Origin of the sequence: Solibacillus faecavium (genome assembly GCF_014836905.1) — a bacterium.
GTDB classification, from domain to species: domain Bacteria; phylum Bacillota; class Bacilli; order Bacillales_A; family Planococcaceae; genus Solibacillus; species Solibacillus faecavium.
The window spans coordinates 599,645-621,233 of record NZ_JACSPZ010000001.1 but is presented as its reverse complement, the minus strand read 5'-3'; the positions used below and the strand labels follow the sequence as shown (position 1 = coordinate 621,233).

The 21,589-nt window shown below is 34.3% G+C and carries 20 protein-coding genes; all 20 read left to right on the top strand.

The window, feature by feature from the left end; genetic code table 11:
* The 20 genes from H9635_RS03085 to secA all read left to right on the top strand — a co-directional run bounded on the left by H9635_RS03085 (position 1) and on the right by secA (position 21,535).
* Positions 1-999 (top strand): NAD-dependent 4,6-dehydratase LegB, encoded by a 999-nt coding sequence (locus tag H9635_RS03085; protein ID WP_191698669.1) that lies wholly within the window; start codon positions 1-3, stop codon positions 997-999.
* Positions 996-2,150 (top strand): LegC family aminotransferase, encoded by a 1,155-nt coding sequence (locus tag H9635_RS03080; RefSeq protein WP_191698668.1) that lies wholly within the window; start codon positions 996-998, stop codon positions 2,148-2,150. Before H9635_RS03085 ends, H9635_RS03080 begins: the two co-directional genes overlap by 4 nt.
* The gene (gene neuC / locus H9635_RS03075) at positions 2,151-3,284 is read left to right on the top strand and encodes a UDP-N-acetylglucosamine 2-epimerase (protein WP_191698667.1); all 1,134 of its coding nucleotides are present in this window, start codon (positions 2,151-2,153) and stop codon (positions 3,282-3,284) included.
* A complete protein-coding gene (gene neuB / locus H9635_RS03070; RefSeq protein WP_191698666.1) occupies positions 3,281-4,342 on the top strand; it encodes an N-acetylneuraminate synthase in 1,062 nt (353 codons plus the stop codon). Before neuC ends, neuB begins: the two co-directional genes overlap by 4 nt.
* Entirely contained in the window at positions 4,323-4,958 is a 636-nt protein-coding gene (locus H9635_RS03065) for an acetyltransferase (RefSeq protein ID WP_225231074.1), read from the top strand. Before neuB ends, H9635_RS03065 begins: the two co-directional genes overlap by 20 nt.
* A 4-nt stretch (positions 4,959-4,962) precedes the next feature.
* Positions 4,963-6,015: a nucleotidyltransferase family protein gene (locus tag H9635_RS03060; RefSeq protein WP_191698665.1), complete on the top strand. Its 1,053-nt coding sequence runs from the start codon at positions 4,963-4,965 to the stop codon at positions 6,013-6,015.
* Positions 6,005-6,685: an acylneuraminate cytidylyltransferase family protein gene (locus H9635_RS03055; protein ID WP_191698664.1), complete on the top strand. Its 681-nt coding sequence runs from the start codon at positions 6,005-6,007 to the stop codon at positions 6,683-6,685. The genes H9635_RS03060 and H9635_RS03055 overlap by 11 nt, the downstream gene beginning before the upstream one ends.
* A gap of 371 nt (positions 6,686-7,056) precedes the next feature.
* Complete coding sequence (locus H9635_RS03050) at positions 7,057-9,054, top strand: sulfatase-like hydrolase/transferase (RefSeq protein WP_191698663.1); 1,998 nt, start codon at positions 7,057-7,059, stop codon at positions 9,052-9,054.
* A 427-nt stretch (positions 9,055-9,481) separates the two neighbouring features.
* The gene (locus H9635_RS03045) at positions 9,482-10,435 is read left to right on the top strand and encodes a choline/ethanolamine kinase family protein (protein ID WP_191698662.1); all 954 of its coding nucleotides are present in this window, start codon (positions 9,482-9,484) and stop codon (positions 10,433-10,435) included.
* Positions 10,428-11,390, top strand: coding sequence for a DMT family transporter (locus tag H9635_RS03040; RefSeq protein WP_191698661.1), 963 nt, complete (start codon positions 10,428-10,430; stop codon positions 11,388-11,390). The genes H9635_RS03045 and H9635_RS03040 overlap by 8 nt, the downstream gene beginning before the upstream one ends.
* A 2-nt stretch (positions 11,391-11,392) precedes the next feature.
* A complete protein-coding gene (locus H9635_RS03035) occupies positions 11,393-12,118 on the top strand; it encodes a sugar phosphate nucleotidyltransferase (protein WP_191698660.1) in 726 nt (241 codons plus the stop codon).
* Between the two features lie 255 nt (positions 12,119-12,373).
* Positions 12,374-12,763, top strand: a complete 390-nt coding sequence (locus tag H9635_RS03030) for a flagellar protein FlaG (protein WP_191698659.1) — start codon at positions 12,374-12,376, stop codon at positions 12,761-12,763.
* Positions 12,764-12,794: 31 nt separating this feature from the next.
* On the top strand, positions 12,795-15,089 hold the full coding sequence (gene fliD / locus H9635_RS03025; RefSeq protein ID WP_191698658.1) for a flagellar filament capping protein FliD: 2,295 nt from the start codon (positions 12,795-12,797) through the stop codon (positions 15,087-15,089).
* 20 nt (positions 15,090-15,109) lie between these two features.
* Positions 15,110-15,469, top strand: coding sequence for a flagellar protein FliT (locus H9635_RS03020; RefSeq protein ID WP_191698657.1), 360 nt, complete (start codon positions 15,110-15,112; stop codon positions 15,467-15,469).
* A gap of 29 nt (positions 15,470-15,498) precedes the next feature.
* The gene (gene fliS, locus H9635_RS03015) at positions 15,499-15,903 is read left to right on the top strand and encodes a flagellar export chaperone FliS (RefSeq protein ID WP_191698656.1); all 405 of its coding nucleotides are present in this window, start codon (positions 15,499-15,501) and stop codon (positions 15,901-15,903) included.
* A gap of 764 nt (positions 15,904-16,667) precedes the next feature.
* Entirely contained in the window at positions 16,668-17,213 is a 546-nt protein-coding gene (locus tag H9635_RS03010; RefSeq protein WP_191698655.1) for a competence protein ComK, read from the top strand.
* Positions 17,214-17,252: 39 nt separating this feature from the next.
* Positions 17,253-17,522 (top strand): competence protein ComK, encoded by a 270-nt coding sequence (locus tag H9635_RS03005; protein ID WP_191698654.1) that lies wholly within the window; start codon positions 17,253-17,255, stop codon positions 17,520-17,522.
* A gap of 206 nt (positions 17,523-17,728) precedes the next feature.
* Positions 17,729-18,094, top strand: a complete 366-nt coding sequence (locus tag H9635_RS03000) for a PilZ domain-containing protein (protein ID WP_191698653.1) — start codon at positions 17,729-17,731, stop codon at positions 18,092-18,094.
* Positions 18,095-18,253: 159 nt separating this feature from the next.
* Entirely contained in the window at positions 18,254-18,811 is a 558-nt protein-coding gene (gene hpf, locus H9635_RS02995) for a ribosome hibernation-promoting factor, HPF/YfiA family (protein ID WP_191698652.1), read from the top strand.
* A 213-nt stretch (positions 18,812-19,024) separates the two neighbouring features.
* Positions 19,025-21,535: a preprotein translocase subunit SecA gene (gene secA, locus H9635_RS02990; RefSeq protein ID WP_191698651.1), complete on the top strand. Its 2,511-nt coding sequence runs from the start codon at positions 19,025-19,027 to the stop codon at positions 21,533-21,535.
* The last annotated feature ends 54 nt before the right edge of the window (positions 21,536-21,589 follow it).

Here is a 21,589-nt window from a genome sequence, read left to right as displayed (position 1 = left end):
ATGAAAAAGGTATTAGTAACCGGAGCTGATGGTTTCATCGGCTCGCATTTAACAGAACAGCTTATTCGCGAAGGCTTTGATGTCCGAGCATTTTGCTATTACAATTCATATAACTCTTGGGGCTGGCTAGATCATGCACCTCGAGAAATTAAATCTGAGCTAGATGTATTTTCGGGGGATATTCGTGACCCCTATGGTGTAAAGGAAGCAATGAAAGACTGTACACATGTGTTAAACTTGGCTGCACTCATTGCCATTCCATATTCTTATCATTCACCAACAACCTATGTCGATACAAATATTAATGGTACATTAAATATCGTTCAGGCAGCACGTGAGTTAGGTATTGAAAAAGTGGTCCATACTTCAACAAGTGAGGTTTATGGAACAGCACTTTATGTTCCGATTGATGAAGACCATCCATTACAAGGGCAATCGCCTTATTCAGCATCAAAAATTGGTGCCGATCAAATGGCGCTATCCTTTTATCGCTCATTTGATACACCAGTAGCCATTATACGCCCGTTTAATACTTATGGTCCTAGACAATCTGCACGTGCAGTTATTCCAACGATAATAAGTCAATTAGCGAATGGTATGGATAAAATTAAGCTAGGTGCAATTAGCCCAACGCGTGATTTTAATTATGTAAAAGATACCGTACAAGGCTTTATTTCTGTAATGAAATCTGAAAAGTCAATTGGTGAGGTCACTAATATTGGCTCTAATTATGAGGTTTCAATTGGAGAAACAGCTGAAATGATTGCCGATATTATGGGAATTAATTTAACAATTGAAACTGATGAGCAACGCTTGCGTCCTGAGAAAAGTGAAGTAGAGCGTCTTTGGGCGTCAAACCAAAAGGCAAAGGATTTACTAGGTTGGGAACCACAATATGGTGGTAAAGAAGGATTTCGTCGAGGCTTAGAGGAAACAATCGAGTGGTTTACCAATCCCAAAAATTTAACTCAATATAAGGCAGATGTATATAATATATGAACAAACAATGGATGCAATTTGCTGAACAAGTGAAAAAATTGTACGATAAAGATTTTGTCCCTTTACATGAACCGACATTCAACGGAAAAGAACTGGAATATGTAACAGACTGTGTGACAACGGGTTGGGTGTCATCAGTAGGTGCTTATGTAACGAAGTTTGAAGAAGAGCTTGCAAAATTTGTCGGAGTTAAACGAGCTGTTGCTGTCGTAAATGGTACTGCAGCACTACATATTGCATTAAAGGTAGCGGGGGTAGAGGCAGATGACGAAGTGCTGATGCCTTCGCTTACTTTTATTGCAACGGCAAATGCAGTAAGCTACTGTAACGCCGTACCACACTTTATTGACGTACATGAAGAGACTTTAGGTGTTGATCCGTTTAGGCTAAATCTATATTTACAAGAGATTTCTGAAATCCGAGATAATGAACTATACAATAAGCAAACAAATCGTCGTATTAAGGCATTAGTACCAATGCATACATTTGGTCATGCCGTACATTTAGATGAGCTTATGGCATTAACTAATAAATATCATTTAGTATTAGTTGAGGATGCAGCCGAATCTTTAGGTACTTATTATAAAGGCAAGCATACAGGCAGTTTTGGTAAAATCAATGCCATGAGCTTTAATGGTAATAAAATCATTACGACTGGCGGCGGTGGCGCGATTTTAACCGATGATGAAACACTTGCTGATTATGCTAAGCATATAACAACAACAGCAAAGGTACCCCATAAGTGGGAATATGCTCATGATGAAATTGGTTATAATTATCGTATGCCAAATATTAATGCCGCGATTGGTTGTGCACAATTAGAAAAGTTAGAGCTGTTTTTAGTTCAAAAAAAAGCATTAGCTAATATATACGAAGAACTTGTAGCTCATTTAGATGATGTAACACTATTTACAGAGCCAACACATAGTGATAGTAACTATTGGTTACAGACATTGAAACTAGGGGATTCATTAAATCGAGATGAAGTGTTAACGTTTTTAAATGAGCAAGGTGTAATGAGCCGTCCAATTTGGCAGCCAATGCATGAGTTAGAAATGTATAAGTTCGGTCCGATGATGGATTTGGCTATGACGAATGATATGAAAAGAAGGCTTGTGAATATAGCGAGTACGCCGCTTGAGGTGAAATAAATGAAACGTAAAATTTGTGTAGTAACGGGGACAAGAGCGGAATATGGTCTGCTTTCTAATGTTATGAAGCTATTTCAAGAAGACAGTGAGTTTGAGCTACAAATAATTGCTACAGGGATGCATTTGTCTTATGAATTTGGTTTAACCTATCAGCAAATAGAAGAAGATGGCTTTCAAGTTAATGAAAAAGTTGAAATGCTGTTATCAGCCGATACATCAACGGGCGTTGTAAAATCAATGGGCCTTGCAACAATTGGGTTTGCAGATGCTTACGAGCGTTTAAATCCTGAATTAATCATTATATTAGGAGATCGCTTTGAAATGTTAGCTGCCGCACAAACGGCATTAATCATGCAAATCCCAATTGCACATATACATGGCGGTGAATGCACTTTTGGTGCCTATGATGATGCAATTCGTCATTCCATTACAAAAATGGCGACTTGGCATTTTACAAGTACTGAAGGACATCGAAATCGTGTCATTCAATTAGGTGAGTTTCCAGAGCGGGTTTTTAATGTAGGAGCAATTGGCATTGATCATACGTTGCAATTAAATTTAATGGACCGGTCAACAATTTATAAAGAGCTAACTATTAATGAAGATAAACCATTCTTTTTAATTACATATCATCCAGAAACTAATGGCGATTTTATAGGGATAAATATTTTATTGGAAGCTTTAGCGAGTTATCAGTATGATTACCACTTTGTTTTTACTAAATCGAATGCTGATAATGGTGGTAGAGAAATTAACGAGCAACTTCAAAAATATGTTTTTGCAAACAAAGAGAACGCACAGTTATATGATTCACTAGGGCAAAGGAGATATTTAAGTGCCGTGAAAGCGGCAACGCTGGTTATTGGCAATTCTTCAAGTGGTTTAATTGAAGTACCTTATTTAAAAACACCTACAATTAATTGCGGGGAGAGACAGAAAGGCAGAGAGCGACCGGCTTCGGTAATTGATTGTGATTTGTCTATTGAATCTATTAAATTTGCTATTGATTATGCATTATCCAATGAAATAGCGTATGAGGAAATATTTGGTAATGGTCTTACAGCCAATAAAATTTATGAACAACTAAAAGGAATTTCAAACTATAAAGTGCAAAAGGAGTTTTATGATTTATGACTTATATCATCGCAGAAGCAGGTGTCAATCATAACGGTTCTTTTGACATGGCTAAACAGCTTGTTGATATAGCAAAAGAAGCTGGAGTAGACGCTGTAAAGTTTCAAACGTTTAAAGCTGAAAATCTAGTAACTAAAAATGCTCAGCAAGCTGACTATCAAAAAGAAAACTTGAAGGAGTATATTTCGCAATTTAATATGCTGAAAAAACTAGAGCTGACATTTGAAGAATTTACTTCACTTCAACAATATTGTGTGGACAAAGGAATAGAATTTTTATCGACACCTTTTGATTATGAAAGTGTCGATTTTTTATTCGATGAGCTAAAAGTTAAAACTGCAAAAATCCCATCAGGTGAATTGACGAACGCCCCATTTAATTATGCAATTGCAAAGAAAAAAAAGCCGATTTTTTTGTCTACGGGAATGGCAACAATCGACGATATTCATGAGGCACTTAGCTATATTGCATTTGGATTAGCGAATAAGACTGAGATGGAGCAAGTGGCAGATTTTTATACAACACAAGAGGCAAAACGATTGCTTCAACAATATGTTACTATTCTTCACTGCACGACAGAGTATCCTGCCCCATTGGATACGATTAACTTACATGCCATGGCAAAATTGCAACAAGAGTTCCATGTACCAATCGGCTTATCTGATCATTCCGAAGGAATAGCAGTTCCTACAGCAGCGGTTGCATTAGGTGCAACGGTTATTGAGAAACATTTTACATTAGATAAAACTTTAGAGGGTCCGGATCATGTTGCATCTTTAGAACCAGAAGAATTGAAACAAATGGTAAAGCAAATTCGAGAGGTTGAACAAGCATTAGGTAATGGGCATAAAGTACCGACAGCTATTGAATTGAAAAATCGAATTCCGGCGAGAAAGAGCTTAGTTGCTAGAATGGCTATTGAAAAAGGAAAGTTATTTACTGCAGAAAATTTAACTGTAAAACGTCCAGGAAGTGGAATTGCTCCTTCGAACTATTGGGCATATATTGGCAAACAGGCTGAAAAATCCTATGATAAGGATGAACTTATTAATGAATAAGCCGCTAATTGTTATTGGGAATGGTGGACATGCGGCTGTCTTAACTGAAACTTTAATTGCACAGGGGGAAATGATACTTGGCTTTACTACCCCAACTGAAGAAGCCAATCGGTTTGGATTGAACTATTTAGGTACAGATCAAGTCATCCACAATTATTCTCCAAAGGCAATTGAGTTAGTATTAGGTATTGGTATGCTAAAACCTGCATCATTCCGAGAAGTACTATTTAAAGAACTAAAAGTAAAGGGCTATCGTTTTAAATCTGTTATTCATTCTGCCACAAACATTGCGCCTTCTGTAATTTTAGGTGAAGGTGTACAACTTATGGCCGGTGCAATTATTCAAACTGCAACTGTTATAGCCGATAATACGATTATAAACACAGGTGCAATAATTGATCATGATGGCATAATCGGGGCACATGTACATATTGCACCAGGAACAAAGATCTCAGGTGACGTTCGAATTGGAAATAGTACGCATATAGGAACAGGCACAACGATTATTCAAGGAATTCATATTGGAGACAGTTGTCTAATTGGTGCGGGTTCTGTTGTAGTGAAAAATATAAATAATAATACAAAGGCATATGGTGTACCAGCAAAGGAAGTGTAATCAATTGAATAATTGGAAAAAAATCATAGTAACGGAGCATCAAACGCTATTTGAAACAATGAAAATCATCGATCAAACATCCTTGCAATTTGCTGTCGTAGTAGATAACAATTACCGACTACTTGGAACAGTAACAGATGGTGATATCCGACGCGGTATATTGCGTGGAGAAGGACTGGAGGTACCCATTACTGCGATTATGAATAGTCGTCCAATAAGTGCAAAAATAGGTTGGCAATCTAGCGAATATAAAAGATTAATGAATTCAAAAAAATTGAAGCAGCTACCTATTATTGATGAGTCGAATCGAGTAATCGACATTTTATTTATTGATAAATTAGAATCACCTATTAATAAGAATCTAGTAATTTTAATGCTTGGTGGATTAGGCACAAGGTTACGTCCACTTACAAATGATGTTCCAAAGCCAATGCTAAAGGTTGGAAATAAACCAATTGTAGAGACGATTGTTGACGGTTTTAAACAATTCGGCTATACAAACTTTATCTTTTCGGTAAATTACAAAAAAGAAGTGATCCAAAGTTATTTCCAAGCTGGTGAGGAATTTGGTGTGACGATTGAATATGTGGAAGAAGAAAAACGCATGGGCACAGCTGGAGCACTTTCATTACTTAAAAATCGACCAACCGAGCCCTTTTTTGTCATGAATGGTGATTTATTAACTCAAGTAAATTTTAAACAATTAATGCAGTTTCACAAAGAGCAGCAGGCTATTGCGACAATGTGTGTCAGAGAGTATGAATTTCAAGTTCCTTATGGAGTTATTGAGACGGTTGGCACTGATTTACTGAGTATTAAGGAAAAGCCAGTTCATAGAAGCTTTGTAAATGCAGGAATTTATGTGCTAAGCCCGGAAGTTTTTGATTATATCCCGACGGATACGTTTTATGATATGCCAACATTGTTTGAAAAGCTGGTTGAGCATGGCAAAAAGACATCTGTTTTTCCGATACATGAGTATTGGTTGGATATTGGGCGTGTAGATGATTTTGAACGTGCAAATGAAAAAGTTAAGGAGATGTCTCATGAATCCTAAAATTTTGGCAGTTATTCCAGCCCGTGGTGGTTCAAAAGGTGTTCCGCGAAAGAACATTAGAGATTTAGCAGGAAAACCATTAATTGCATGGACAATTGAGGAAGCAAAAAAATCAAAATATATTGATCGACTGATTTTATCTTCGGAGGATGATGAAATTATTCAGGTTGCAAAACAATATGGATGTGAAGTGCCTTTTAAACGTCCAATCGAATTAGCGACAGATGAAACACCAGGTATCGACCCGGTACTTCATGCAATAGAACAGTGTCCTGGATATGATTATGTTGTGATGTTACAGCCAACTTCACCATTCAGAACAGCATATGATATTGATGGGTGTATAGAAAATTTATTAACTAATGATGAAGATTTCTGTGTTTCTGTTTCAGTATCAGAACAAACACCTTATTGGATGTATACAATAGAAGGTGGAAAACTAGTCTCTTTGCTATCACAAGAGAAGGTAGCAACTAGACGACAAGATTTACCGGAAAGTTATATCCTAAATGGAGCAATATATATGGCAAAGGTTGATAAGCTTATTAAAGAAAAATCCTTTTTAACTTTAAATACAGTTGGGTTTTTGATGAATTCTAATAACTCGATGGATATTGATTCTGAGGAAGATTTTTTATATTGTGAAGTATTAATTAACAAAAACAAGTAATTTAATGACAATAATTTAGGAGTTATAAATAATACTATGAACTATCTGTTGTAGTTAAAAAAAGCGGATTAGATTATTTAACCCGCTTTAATTATGGCGTAGGACTATATAGACATTATCTATCTTTTTAAGTTATTAATCATTTATCTAATTGGCAGACCACCCTATTTTTCTGAAAACTAATTTTGATATTAAGAAATCGTCTATTTGGATAATGGAATTTATCATGTTGTAATATATGAATCAGCTTACAGGTGGTGGAAAGTGAATTTATATTTATTTCATAGTTTAAGAATTATGTGCCTGTTATAACTTGAATTCTTTAGTATTCGAGTTATTATTTGAATTACATTATAAATGAGGGGAAATAAATGAAACATAAGATTATTCAAATTAAGATGCTTCATACAAAACTTCAAGATTTCAATCATTGTGAAGATGTATTGGGGGTTATTAATAAATTGGGGAGTATAGCGAAAACAGAAACATATTATATTGCTAAAAGTACATATTTATTTAATGCAGAGCGAAATAAAGAAGCAAGGAAAATTATTCATGAGGGATTATTAAAATTTTCATATTCTTATGGCCTTCATTTTAATGCAGTTTTTAATTATTTTAAATTAAATGATTTTGGTAAAGTATTTGAGCATTTAGGTCAATGCTATATATATGCTACTGATGAAGGACATAAAGAATTAGACGGTATTTTACAAGAAATACTATCCGAAATAAATTCTAACAATCTAATTCCAATTAGTGAATTAGAGATGTTAGTTGAGCAGTTAAAAAAAGTAATAAATCAAACGGATGGAAGAATGTATCCAATTGATAGGTACGGGGATAGTTTAATTAGAAAAGTATTAGATAAAGGAACAAAGTATGAAAATTTAACTAATTTGTATAAAACATTATTAATTAACGATATTAATAGTCTAATTAGATATTATGTGAAATCGGAAAGATTTATGGGGAGAGAAGGGTTAGATTTTAATTTTGAATTTAATCAAAAAACAATGATTCCAGTATCATTAATGTCAAACGACACGAAAGTAACATTTAAATGGAACGGTGAAGAATACAAAGATGCAAAATTAAATTTAACACAATACAATTATTTGAATTTTGATAAAGGTAAATTAACTATTACATCAGATAAGCCTATATTTGTTGGGAAGCCAATAAAGTGCGAAGATGAGTTAAAACCTCAAAAGTTAGTAATGCATATATTTATTGACGGCTTATCTGGAACATTTTTGGAAGAAAATAATCCATCGTTACTTATTCCTAATATAAAAAAATCATTTGTTAATATTTATGAGAATAAAAATTGTTATGCAGCAGCAGATTGGACTTTTCCTAGTAACGCCGCAACAGTAACAGCAACAGACTTTACTAAACACGGACAGTATCACCCAACATTTAATCATGATTTTTCAATTAAACGAAAATCATTAATAGAGACAATTAGAGAAAATGGCTATTTTACAACATCTATTGGCGGAGATTGGAGAGGAACACCCATTCAAGGCTATGGAAAAAGCTATGACCGTGTTGTTTTTAAAAATTCAGTAGGGGGTTTTGGTGTAAGTGAAATCATAGAAGAGGTAATTGACCATCTAGAAGCTTTTGAAGATAAAAACAATTATATTTGGATTACGATACCTGACTTGCATGATGTTGCTGATGAAATTTATTTTTCACCATTAAGCCAAATGAAATTAGGTTTCCAAGAGAGAATCTCTTCTAATATGGGAGCCACTTCTGTTCAAACAGATTATAGTGAGGCAAAGGTTAATCGATATTCTAAAGAATTAAATCGAATTGACTTACATTTGGGTGTATTATTTGATTATTTAAAGAAAAAATATTCAGAAGATGAAATGTTAATTATCGTTCACTCCGATCATGGTCAAAAATACTTATCTAATAATGAAAAGCATTTTTTAAATGATTACCGTACAAAGGTACCATTTTTCTTAATGGGAGCTGGTATTGAAAATAAAATAAGCGAAACTTTAATGAGTAATTTAGATATTTATCCTACAGTTTTAAAGCTGTTAAATATTCAAAATGAACAATTGAATTTAGATGGAGGTATATTAAAAGATTTTGGAGGTGAACATAGGGAATTTGCTATAGCTGAAACAATTCACCCTAATCAAGTGTATCAAATTGCTTTTAATTTTGAATGGGGAACAATTCATTTTAAAACTAAAGAATTGGTAGATTCAGTTGGCATGGTTGAATTTGAAAATTATTCTTTTGATATAAATAGCAAAAAAGAAATTTCAGATGAATTAAAAAATGATTCCATGGAAACTGTAATGAGTTGGATTGAGAATAATAGGCTGCATTTACAAAAATAGATTAATCTTACTCTGTATTCCTCTTATTTGTGTTTTAATAAGGGATGAAGAAAAACTAAAAGTAGGAGATAAGGAAGATTTTGATAGAGTAAATAGTAGTATTTTTTAGCTGAGCCAGCTGAAAGAAGCTGGTTCTTTGGAAAAGAAGAATTGAATAGGAGTTTTAAAAAAAATGAGGATTAGATTTGACATCCAAGAATAGTTTTAAGTTAAAGGAGGAATCCTAGTGATTATAACGGAGGTATCATTGCCCGATAGAAAACTAACAATTATTAATCCGCCTGCTTGTTTACTTGAAATTTATTTGGGGGACAAATTAATTTTACTAATCACTAGAAAAATTAAACTTTGCTAAAATATTATTAATGGATGCCAAAAGGGAAACTTCTATTAGTAATTTAACAAGTCGGATGAAGAGGTCTTTATTTTGAAAAAATCAAGTATTAACTTTAAATATAAAATGAACCAAGCTCAAGAAAAGAAGTTACCTCGAAAAAAAATATATGAAAACATTCATTTTGTAAAAATGCGATTTGCTTCAATTATTTCAGAACCAATTCACCATCTTTCATTAGTAGGTGGAATGACAAATGATAATTTTAAGGTAACTACTTTAACAAATACATATTTTGTTAGAATCCCTGGTTCGGGGACATCTACTATAATTAACAGGCAAAATGAGCTCTATAATATTAAAGAAATTCAAAGATTAGGTATTGATGCTCCTATCATATATTGTGACAGTTTAAACGGTTTTAAAATAACAGAATATATTCCGAATAGTGAGGTACTTTCAAAGTATAGGGCGAGACTACCTAATAATTTGGAAAAATCAGCAAATTTATTACGGAGATTACATCAGTCAAATGTAAAATTTATTAACAAATTTGACTTTAAAGAAATATTGATACAATATACAAAATCACTTAAGAATCCTGTTTCTTATGAAAATTATCAAAGAACATATGATAATATACAATATATTCATAAATGGTTATTATCAGATTTTGAATATTGTGAAGCTCCCTGCCATAATGATCTGGTTCCAGAAAATCTTTTGTTAAATGAAAAGAACAAACTATTTTTAATTGATTGGGAATACTCTGGATTTAACGATTATTACTGGGACTTAGCTTCGTATTTACTAGAATGTGAAGCTAATAAGAAAGAGGGGATGATTTTCTTATCTGCATATTTAAATCGTGTACCTAATGAAAAAGACTGGGTTAAAATAAAAATTTTCCAAGCTTTTCAAGATATTCTCTGGTCTATTTGGGCTTTAGTAAAAGAAGAGGCAGGTTCTGGGGAATTCATAAATTATGGTAATAAAAGGTATAAAAGAGGGGTCGGGACACTAGAGGAGCTAATTGAATATGTTTAAGAAGTATTATATTGCTGGACTATGGATGGGCTTATTTGGAGGCATTTTATGGGGAGTTGATACAGTACTAATTGGATTAATATTAAGGCAACCAATTTTATCTACTTCATTATTTTTGGCACCCCTAGTCGTAACATTTTTACATGATGCCTTTTCGAGTGTATGGATAGGTATCCATCTCATACTAAGTGGGAAATTAAAACTTTTAAGAAGTACTTTACATAATAAATCTAGTTTCTATATTTTTATTGCAGGTATATTTGGTGGTCCCTTGGGTATGACAGGTTACATGATGGCAATTTATTATATTGGTCCTTCTTATACTGCAATTATTTCTGCTACTTATCCTGCTATTGGAGCGATTTTAAGTGTAATAATATTAAAGGAAAAGTTAACAATTAAAATGGGGCTAGGCTTTAGCTTGGCAATTTTTGCAACAATGCTATTAGGGATTACATCTTCAGAACCTACTAATAATCTTATACTTGGTTTTTTCTTTGCGATTTTGTGTGCAATTGGTTGGGGAACTGAGTCTGTAATAAGTGCATATGGAATGAGTAATAATATCGCTCCTGCAATTGCTTTATATTTAAGACAAACTACTTCAGCTGTAGTATTTGCTTTTATTATTATCCCAATAATTAATGGTTATGATCTAGTGATTGTTATTTTCGAGCAATATTCCTTACTGCTTTTTATTGTTATAACAGCCGTTGCTGGTACAATGTCCTATCTTTTTTATTATACTTCAATCCAAAGAGTAGGACCAATTAGAGCAATGGGATTAAATATTAGTTACTCTGCATGGGCAATACTAATTAGCTTATGTCTAGGGTTCAGTGTTTCATTTAAAGAACTGGGTTTAGCTATTGCTATCATATTAGGGTCACTATTAACAACTAATAAACCAAGGGAATTTTTAACTATACTCAATTTAGTAAGAAAGGATAAATAGGAATGAATGCAATAATTTTAGCAGCAGGACTTGGAACACGCTTTAAGGAATGGACCAAAGAAAACCATAAATCATTATTTCCAATTCAAGATATTCCTAATATTGAAAGAACAATTTGTTACTTAATAGAGGCCGATATTACATCTATTTATATAGTGACAGGCCATATGTCTGAGAAATTTCTTTATTTGAGCAAAAGTTATAAGCAAGTAAAACTGATTCATAATTTTAATTATGCCAATTATAATAGTATATACACTTTTTCATTAGTGTTGCCTTATTTTTCAAATTCATGGGTTATTGATGCTGATACAGTACTTACTGAGAATATTTTTAAAGATAATCCCCAAATGAGTACATACTATACTGTTTTACGAAATTTAACAACAATAGAATGGTGCCCAACTCTAAAAGATAACAAAATAGTAGATATTCTGATAACCGATGATACTTTACCATCCTTGTCTGGAATATCTTATTGGCATAATAATGAATGTAATGTGATAAAAAATATTTATAAAAAATATATGAATGAGCAGTATTTATTAAATAGTAAATTATATTGGGACGATATAGTAAGAGAAAATATAAGTTCGCTTAATATAACAGCAGTTAAGGTACCTAATTATTGGATATTTGAAATGGATACTCAAGAAGAGTATTTTGAAATTGTGAAATTTTTGAAAAATGATGGTGTTGCAGTAACTTGTAAAGAGCAAAGTAACTAAGATTTGTTCGTAAAAATTTCAATTTATATAATTATATGTAATGAATGCTAGAATTACTCAATTTAATTAAATGTAAAAGAGCTTTGGAGGAAACAAGTTATATAACAATGGCTCAGTATATTCTTTTTAATAAGAAGTTAAATTAATGAATTTCAGTTTTTCCATTCATTTGATGGAAGAAAACTGAAGTTCCTTTTTTTTTATCCGATATTATAAATAATAACGCTTGTATTGAATTCAAGGAGGATGGAAAGCATGCGTATTTCAGAAGATGCAAGTATACAAATAACTGAAACAAGCAAAGTACCTGTTATGAATAATTCAGCAAGAGGCACAGTAGAAAAGCATGGATTCGAAAATACTGATAAGAAAGAAATTTTATCAATCGAGCCGTTGTTGCAGAAAAAAAATGGAAATGATACAAAGGCAAAGGTCCAAGAGGCGGTTAATACAATTAACGATATGCTTGAGGTGAATAACAGTACATCTAAATTCATGTTTCATGAAGGACTAGAACGTTACTATGTAACAGTAGTGAATCGAGATACGGAAGAAGTAGTAAAAGAGATTCCCCCAAAAAAATTATTGGACGCCTTCTATGAAATGCAAAAAATGCTTGGCATGATTGTAGACGAAAAAATTTAAGTAGATTAACTAGCTAGAGGAGGAAATATATATGGTAATGCGAATTGGTGGATTAGCATCAGGTATGGATATCGATGCTTTAGTAGAAAAGTTAATGAATGCAGAACGAGCGCCATTAAATAAATTAACACAAAAGAAACAAACTTACGAATGGCAACGTGATGCGTATCGAGGGGTAAATACAAAGTTAAAAACGTTCGATACATATATTGCAGATAATTTAGTGTTGAAAACGTTGAATTCTAAAACTGCGTCTAGTTCGAATTCTTCATTAGTATCGGCAACTGCTACAGGCACAGCAACAGGAACTATTTCAATTGACGGTGTATCACAATTAGCAAAAGCTGCACGTGGTGTAAGTGATCGTCAAATAAATGCAACAGATTCGACTAAATTAACGGATATTGAAGACTGGGATTCTTCTGTGACATCAATTTCTTTAAAAGCTATCCAAAGTAATGGTCAAATGGCTTCAGAAGCAACAGAAATTAAATTTGACAGTAATACTACTGTTAGCCAATTAATAAGTAAAATTAACTCAAGCAACGCAGGTGTAAGTGCAGTCTTTGAAAATGGGAAATTATCAATTACTGCTAAAAATACAGGCGAAAATAAAACTGCTGGTGAAGGGGAAGTAGAAGTAACGGCAGGTGCAAGTGTGTTTGGAGTACTTGGTTTCGATGCTTTAAAAGGTCAATCAACAGGAACCTTAGCATCTGGTGGTTCTAATTCACGTTTTTCTGTAAATGGAATTGTAACCGAACGATCAACTAATTCATTTTCTATTAATGGTTATAACTTAACATTAAACAGTACTTTTAACGAGGCAGCAACACATAGCAAATTTACGGATGCTTCCAATACTAATTTAACACATACTACAAAAAATTTAGAATCGCTTTTAAGTTTATTATCAACAAAATATTCTGCTGGCCTAAATCCAGCGAATGAGTTTTCTATTCAAATTGAAGCTCTTAAACCAATATTAGATCAAGCCGTTTTAGATAAAGAAGCAGTTTTAAATACAGATAAAGCAGGATTAGCATTAACCCGTGATTATTTATTTCATAAAGATGAACTAAATAATTTGACTGCTGAAGCAAAAGATTTTGTTAATAGTTTAAATGCTGACCAACGAAAAAAATTAGCAGATATAGATGTGACAACAAATGATTTAACTTCTTTAAATTTAACAAGTGAGCAACAAAATAAATTTCAAGCCTTAAATGAAACAGATAAAACGGCTTTAACAGAATTAGAAGCATCTTATTTTGATAAAACTGCAGGCAGTATTTATGACTCTTTATCTACAAAAGCAAAAGATTTATTAAATTCTTATACAGCTGGTAGTAGTCTAGATGATAATACTGACTTAAGTACGGAAGAAAAAACTATACTAACTAATCTTTCAGAGGCTGAGTTAACATCACTTCGCGACGTAGATACAAACTCTAAACAAGTAAATCAAGCAACAGAAGCATTAAATCTTGTTAAAGCAGATGCAACTAACTTAATAAATACAGTAAATGCTTTTAATACAGCTCAAAGTACAGTGGATACAGCAGGTGCTTCACCATCCACAACAGTATCTACTGATGCAGTAACAATGACTTCTACTACAAACGTAGACGAAATGATGAACAAAATTAAAGAATTTGTAACGACATATAACGGTCTAATTAAAGGTTTGAATGACCAAACAAAAGAAACAAAATATCGTGACTATGCACCACTTACACCTGAGCAGAAGAAAGATATGGATGAAAATGAAATTAAGCTATGGGAAGAAAAAGCAAAAAGTGGCTTACTTCGCAATGATTCCGTAGTACGCAATGGCTTATCAAATATGCGTTCACTTATTTACCAGTCGAATCCAGGCATAGAAGGCTCAAAATATAATACATTATTTAATATTGGCATCACTACTTCTAAAAGCTATAATGACGGTGGAACACTTGAAATTGATGAAGCTAAGTTAAGAAAAGCAATAGAAGAAGATCCAGATGCAGTTGAGCGATTATTTAAAAATAGTGGTGGACAAAAGTCAGATCCTGCTTATGGCGGTTCAGATACTCGTGGGTATTTTGAAAAACTACGAGAATCAATGAAGTCATTAGAAGTAAATATCGAGAAAAAAGCGGGTCGATCCACAATGACGGACGCGCAATATGCAATTGGTAAAAGCTTAATTGATAATGAGAAGCGAATTGATACATGGCAAAATAAATTGAAAAATATCGAAGCCCGCTATTGGAAGCAATTCACAGCGATGGAGACAGCCATTAACAAAGCAAACCAACAATCATCTATGTTCATGCAAGGATAATATTTTTTGGGTGGCGGAAAATGGATAATATACAACGGATTTTACAAGTTTCGGCAAAATTATATCAGCATTTAGCAAGTTTGCCGGAAGAAGAAAAACGAGATGAATATATTGAGAAGATTAACAGTTTATTAGATGAGCGTGGTCTAATTATGGAACACTTGCTACGTGATCACTTTGTACTGGATATTAATAACAAATCGCACGCCATGCTTGCTGAGTTAGATAAAGGCATACGCGAGCGTTTAAACAAAGTAATGAAAGTAATTCAAAAGGACTTAAAGGATTTACAAAATGCAAAAAAGCATGAGCAACAATATATGAATCCATATGCGAATGTCCAAGTGATGGACGGTCGTTATTATGATAAAAAAAAATAAGACGAATAGCAGTAAAAGGAGTGTCAACATTGACAACACAAACAAATGCTTTCAATGCATACAAACAAAATAGTGTGACAACTGCTTCCCCTGGTGAACTGACATTAATGTTATATAACGGGTGCTTAAAGTTTTTAAATAAAGCGAAGCAGGCAATTGCTGATAAAAATATAGAAGCGCGTAACTATAATATTCAGCGTTCGCAAGCAATTATTGGGGAATTTATGTCTACACTTAACATGGACATCGAAATTTCGAAACAAATGCTACCACTCTATGAATATATGAATCGTCGCTTGACGGAAGCAAACGTTCAAAATGATGCAGCAATTATCGAAGAAGTAGAGGGTCTAGTAACAGAATTCCGCGACACATGGAAAGAAGTTATCAAAATTACTCGTCAACAGCAATATGGTACTGTAGGACAAGTATAATTATCATAAATAAATCGAACCGTTATTAAAAAGACTAAATTCTTTTAATAGCGGTTTTTTCATATAATATAAAGATATTTAATAGACTGTAGCGTATCGTTGAATATTCAATTAAATTTTTGTTAATTAAACTGATATTCAAGATTGCTTTCACCGATATGTTTTATTCAGCACAGGCGGCATGCGCGGTAAACTTGGTGCGGATATCAATCGTATTAACAAGCATATGGATACTAAAATATAAGAGTGTACTCCTAGGAGACGCTCTTTTTTATAGTTAATTTTGTAAACTTTAAATTCCATAATATTCAAATAAATATTGAAAATTATAGGTAATTATGTCTATAATGTAAATAATTAGGCGGTTAATATTTATATAATCATTTGGATGCTAACTTACTAAGAAAACATTTTCAATGCAACCCCACGATATTCTCTAAATACAAACTTCCATATTTAAGCTAGCGTTCATGAATATTCAAAAGATAATATTGAACCCCCAATAAAAATAAATCCAATTTAAAATACTTTAAAATTACTGCTTTTAATTTTTTTATATTACTGGAATTACATAATAGAGTGGCTTTTTACTTTACGGTAAAGGAGGTGGTGATTCATGTGAAAAGAGGAAGTTAAAAACCCCAAGTGCTCATCCTGATAAGAAAACACTTGAGGTCGGTCGTGCTGGAGTATACCAGCTTAATGTTAGTATACTCCTTTTCTTTTCAATTGATAACTATAATTTTTAAAAGGAGTATGAAAAAATGTATAAAAATTATCTATTAAATGCATGTGCTTTAGTACCTAAATTTGATCATTTTAACAACCCTTATACTATTATTGTTACTTCAAATGGATATGAACGAGTTGATTTAACACCTAGGCAATTAATTGATACAGAACTGAAAGAAAATGGTACAAGTTTAAAAGGAGCAAAGGAAGCAGCAAAAGCAATTCTTGGAAAGACCTCTGTACCTCCTATTTTTATACCGAGATCGCTCTTTCCTCATGTATGGTTTTCAACCGAATCCACTCGCAATGAATCGTGTTACTATTTCGCTTTACATCATGTTCAAAATGCAGAGAAAGTGCCCTCTTCGTCTGAGACAACTAGAGTAATACTTCGTGATGGGCGTGAATTCGAAGTTAAAGTATCACGAAGTAGATTTATTCAACGATGGAACAAAGCAAGCAGCTATTTTGCTCAGACTTTTTTTAACCAGTTTATTATTCAGCCTCGTTACTTGAAACCGGAAGAGAAACTAGTGTTGAAATGTGCAGAAGTAAGTGAAAGCTACTTAGTCGACTAAATCATATTAATGTAGAGTTTGTATGTAAAGGAGGACTATATGCGGATTTTGAATTTTTATTTAGTGAATCATAATACAGTGAGCATGGTGCCGATCGTTGCAGAAAACGGGAGGTTATATACAGTTGTTTTTGAGCGGGAGCATATGGCAGTCGTGGGGAAATCTCCATCTATGTTAATACAGGAAAGTAAGCAATTTTATCGGAAGCCGCCAACCGGGCATTTGCTGACACGTAAATGGGGGAGCATTGGTAACGTAAATGATAAGCAAGTACAGGCAAATTTTCAATTCACGAAAAAATATTTATAATTATCCGCCCTTTTCACTCATCATTTGGTGAGTGTTTTTTTGTGGAGAGAAAATTATAATTTATTTTAGTTTTATAGTTATTTCGTAATGATTTTAAAGTAAAAACTTTTTTATAAAATAGCAATTAAGCACATAGACAATTCCTGGTATTCTGCATGATAATGTGGGTATGGAAGATGTAGGAACGAAGGCAAGGAGGAAGGAAAATGGGATTTAAAAGAACTGAAGGTTTTCGCTTTACTTTTGGTACGCCGATTGCAGCGAAATATACTGTATTAATCGATGGCAAACAACAAACGAAGCACGCATGTGAAATTATAGATGTGAGTCCGCATGGCATGAAAATGTTTTCTTCTCATGAAATTGGTGAAAATACTAATTATCTGGTGCAACTGGAACTTGAATTTATTTTAGACGAAGTATTGATAAAGGCAATTGGGGAAATTGTATGGAAAAAGAAATACGGTGGAAAATATCAGTATGGTCTCATTTTTGAGAACCAGCCAGGCATTGAAAAATTGATCGTCAGTGAGTTGAAAATTCGCCGTAAAAAAGAGGTTAGCCGCAAGTAATCATTTCTTGACAAATGTTTGAAATGTCCCAACAGCTTGTCTATTCTTATCGATATTTAAAACTACATGTCGAAAAATGAAAAAAGTTTTCAGAAGCAACAGGAGTTTTTTAAAGTATGTAGAATTAGTAAGTATAGCCGTAATGAAGGAGGAGTTCACATGCTAAACTTTAACATTCGTGGTGAAAATATCGAGGTAACTCCAGCGATTCGAGATTATGTGGAGACAAAAATTGAAAAGGTAGAACGTTATTTTAATGAAGATTTAAATGCAAATGCTAACGTCAATCTAAAAGTTTATAATGATAAACAAACAAAAGTAGAAGTAACTATTCCAATGAAGAATTTAACGCTTCGAGCAGAAGAGCGCCATAATGATATGTATGCTGCTGTTGATTTAATCGTCGACAAGCTTGAGCGTCAAATCCGTAAACATAAAACGAAAGTAAATCGTAAATTCCGCGATCGCGAAGGTACAGGACTATACTTCGCAAATGTGACATCGCAATTGGAAGCGAACTCGGAGTCATCCGATGAAGAATATACAATTGTTCGTACAAAACAATTTGACCTGAAACCGATGGATCAAGAAGAAGCAATTTTGCAGATGAACATGCTTGGCCATGATTTCTTTATTTTCACAGATGCTGAAACAGACAGTAAAAATATCGTCTATAAGCGTAATGACGGAAAGTACGGCTTAATCGAAACGAACTAAATGAACTAGCACAAACGGATTGCCTGTAATGGGTAGTCCGTTTTTATATAGGGCCGTGAATGTTTAATATGAACGGTTATTAAGCGACACTATGTTTTAAGAACTTCCTAAATGATCTATTCTATACTCATATTTCCAACAGTCTATTTGCACCACCCCTATATATAATGCTAAAATATAATTTGAGACTATTATTGGGAAGTGACCAATTCGATGGCAAACATATTAAATAAATTATTTGATTTCAATAAAAAAGAAGTAAAGCGTTTAGAAAAGACTGCAGATAAAGTAGAAGCATTAGCAGGGCAGTTTGAAAGCCTTTCTGATGATGCATTAAAAGCGAAGACTGAAGAGTTCAAAAATCGTTACCAAAATGGCGAGACAGTAGAAAATTTATTACCAGAGGCATTTGCGACAATTCGTGAAGCATCTCGTCGTGTGCTGGGCATGTACCCGTTCCGTGTGCAAATTATGGGGGCGGCTGCATTAAATGAAGGAAATATTGCCGAGATGAAAACGGGTGAAGGTAAAACGTTAACTTCGACAATGTCCGTTTATTTAAATGCACTTACTGGTAAAGGAGTACATGTTGTTACAGTCAATGAATATTTAGCAAGCCGTGACGCGACGGAAATGGGCGAGCTGTATAACTGGTTAGGCTTAACAGTAGGTTTGAACTTGAACAGCCTATCAAAAGAACAAAAGCGTGAAGCTTATGCAGCCGATATTACATATTCGACGAACAATGAGCTCGGCTTTGACTATTTGCGCGACAATATGGTCCTTTATAAAGAAGATCGTGTACAGCGACCACTCTATTATGCGGTAATCGATGAGGTTGACTCGATTTTAATCGATGAAGCTCGAACACCGTTAATCATTTCGGGTCAGGCAGGAAAATCTGCACAGCTTTATGTGCAATCAAATGCCTTCGTCCGTATGCTAAAACAAGAAGAGGATTACAACTATGAAGAATCGACAAAAGGCGTAACGCTGACAGAGCAAGGGATTGAAAAGGCTGAGCGTGCATTTGGCATTGACAACTTATTTGATTTAGCTCATGTGCGCTTAAACCATGCGATTAACCAAAGCTTAAAAGCACATGCATCGATGCATAAAGATGTCGACTATGTTGTACAAGAGGGCGAAGTCGTAATCGTTGATGGCTTTACAGGTCGTTTAATGAAAGGTCGTCGCTATTCAGATGGTCTTCACCAGGCGATTGAAGCTAAAGAAGGCTTGGATATTCAAAATGAATCAATGACAATGGCAACAGTTACGTTCCAAAACTATTTCCGTATGTACGAGAAACTGTCGGGTATGACAGGTACAGCGAAAACAGAGGAAGAGGAATTCCGTAATATTTATAATATGAATGTTGTGGCTATTCCAACGAATAAACCAATTGCCCGTGATGACCGTCCTGACCTGATTTTTGCAACGATGGAAGGTAAGTTTAGAGCGGTTGCGGAAGATATTGCAGAGCGTCATCGTGCAGGCCAGCCGGTATTAGTCGGTACAGTAGCCATTGAAACATCAGAAATCATTTCAAAATATTTAACGAAATTTAAAATACCGCATAATGTATTAAACGCGAAAAACCATGAGCGTGAAGCGGAAATCATTTTAAATGCCGGTCAAAAAGGTGCTGTAACGATTGCTACGAACATGGCTGGTCGTGGTACGGACATTAAACCGGGTGAAGGTGTATTGGAAGTAGGCGGTTTGGCTGTAATTGGTACAGAGCGTCATGAATCACGCCGTATTGATAATCAGCTTCGTGGTCGTTCTGGTCGTCAAGGGAATCCAGGGGTAACGCAATTCTATCTTTCTTTGGAAGATGAGTTAATGCGTCGCTTCGGTTCTGATAAGATGAAATCGATGATGACAAGACTAGGTATGGACGATACACAGCCGATTCAATCGGGAATGGTTTCAAAAGCAGTTGAGTCAGCACAAAAACGCGTTGAAGGAAATAACTTCGATGCGCGTAAACGTCTATTGCAATATGATGATGTACTACGTCAGCAACGTGAAGTAATTTACAAAGAACGTGAAGAAGTACTTGATTCGGAAAATATGCGTGCTTTAGTGGAATCAATGATTTCGCAGGCGATTGAAAATGCTGTAGCCCTTCATACACAAGGTGAGGAAGATGCTTGGACATTGGATGCGTTAGTAGACTATATCGCTGCAAATCTTCTAGATGAGGGCGATATTACGAAAGAGCAGCTTGAAAGCAAAACTCCTGAGGAAATGATTGCATTCATCTCTGAAAAAGTGACGGAACGCTATAACGAAAAAGAAGAAGCGATGACGCCAGAGCGTATGCGCGAATTCGAAAAAGTAATCTTACTCCGTTCAATCGATACGAAATGGATCGACCATATTGATGCGATGGACCAATTACGTCAAGGTATTCACCTACGTGCATACGGACAAAACGATCCATTACGTGAATACCAGCAAGAAGGTTTCGCAATGTTCGAGGACATGGTCGCAGCGGTACGTGAAGATGTAGCGAAGTATGCATTAAAAGCAGAAATCCGCAGCAACCTGCAACGTGAAGAAGTAGCAAAAGGCCAAGCAGTAAACCCGAAAGAAGAGGGTGCTGCCAAACCGAAAAAAATGCCAGCACGTAAAGCCGAAAATATCGGACGCAACGACCCATGCCCATGCGGAAGCGGCAAAAAATACAAATCCTGCCACGGCGTAGGACAATAACAAAGCAATAAAACCGAGGTCATTGAAACTATGCTCAATGACCCGGTTTGTTTT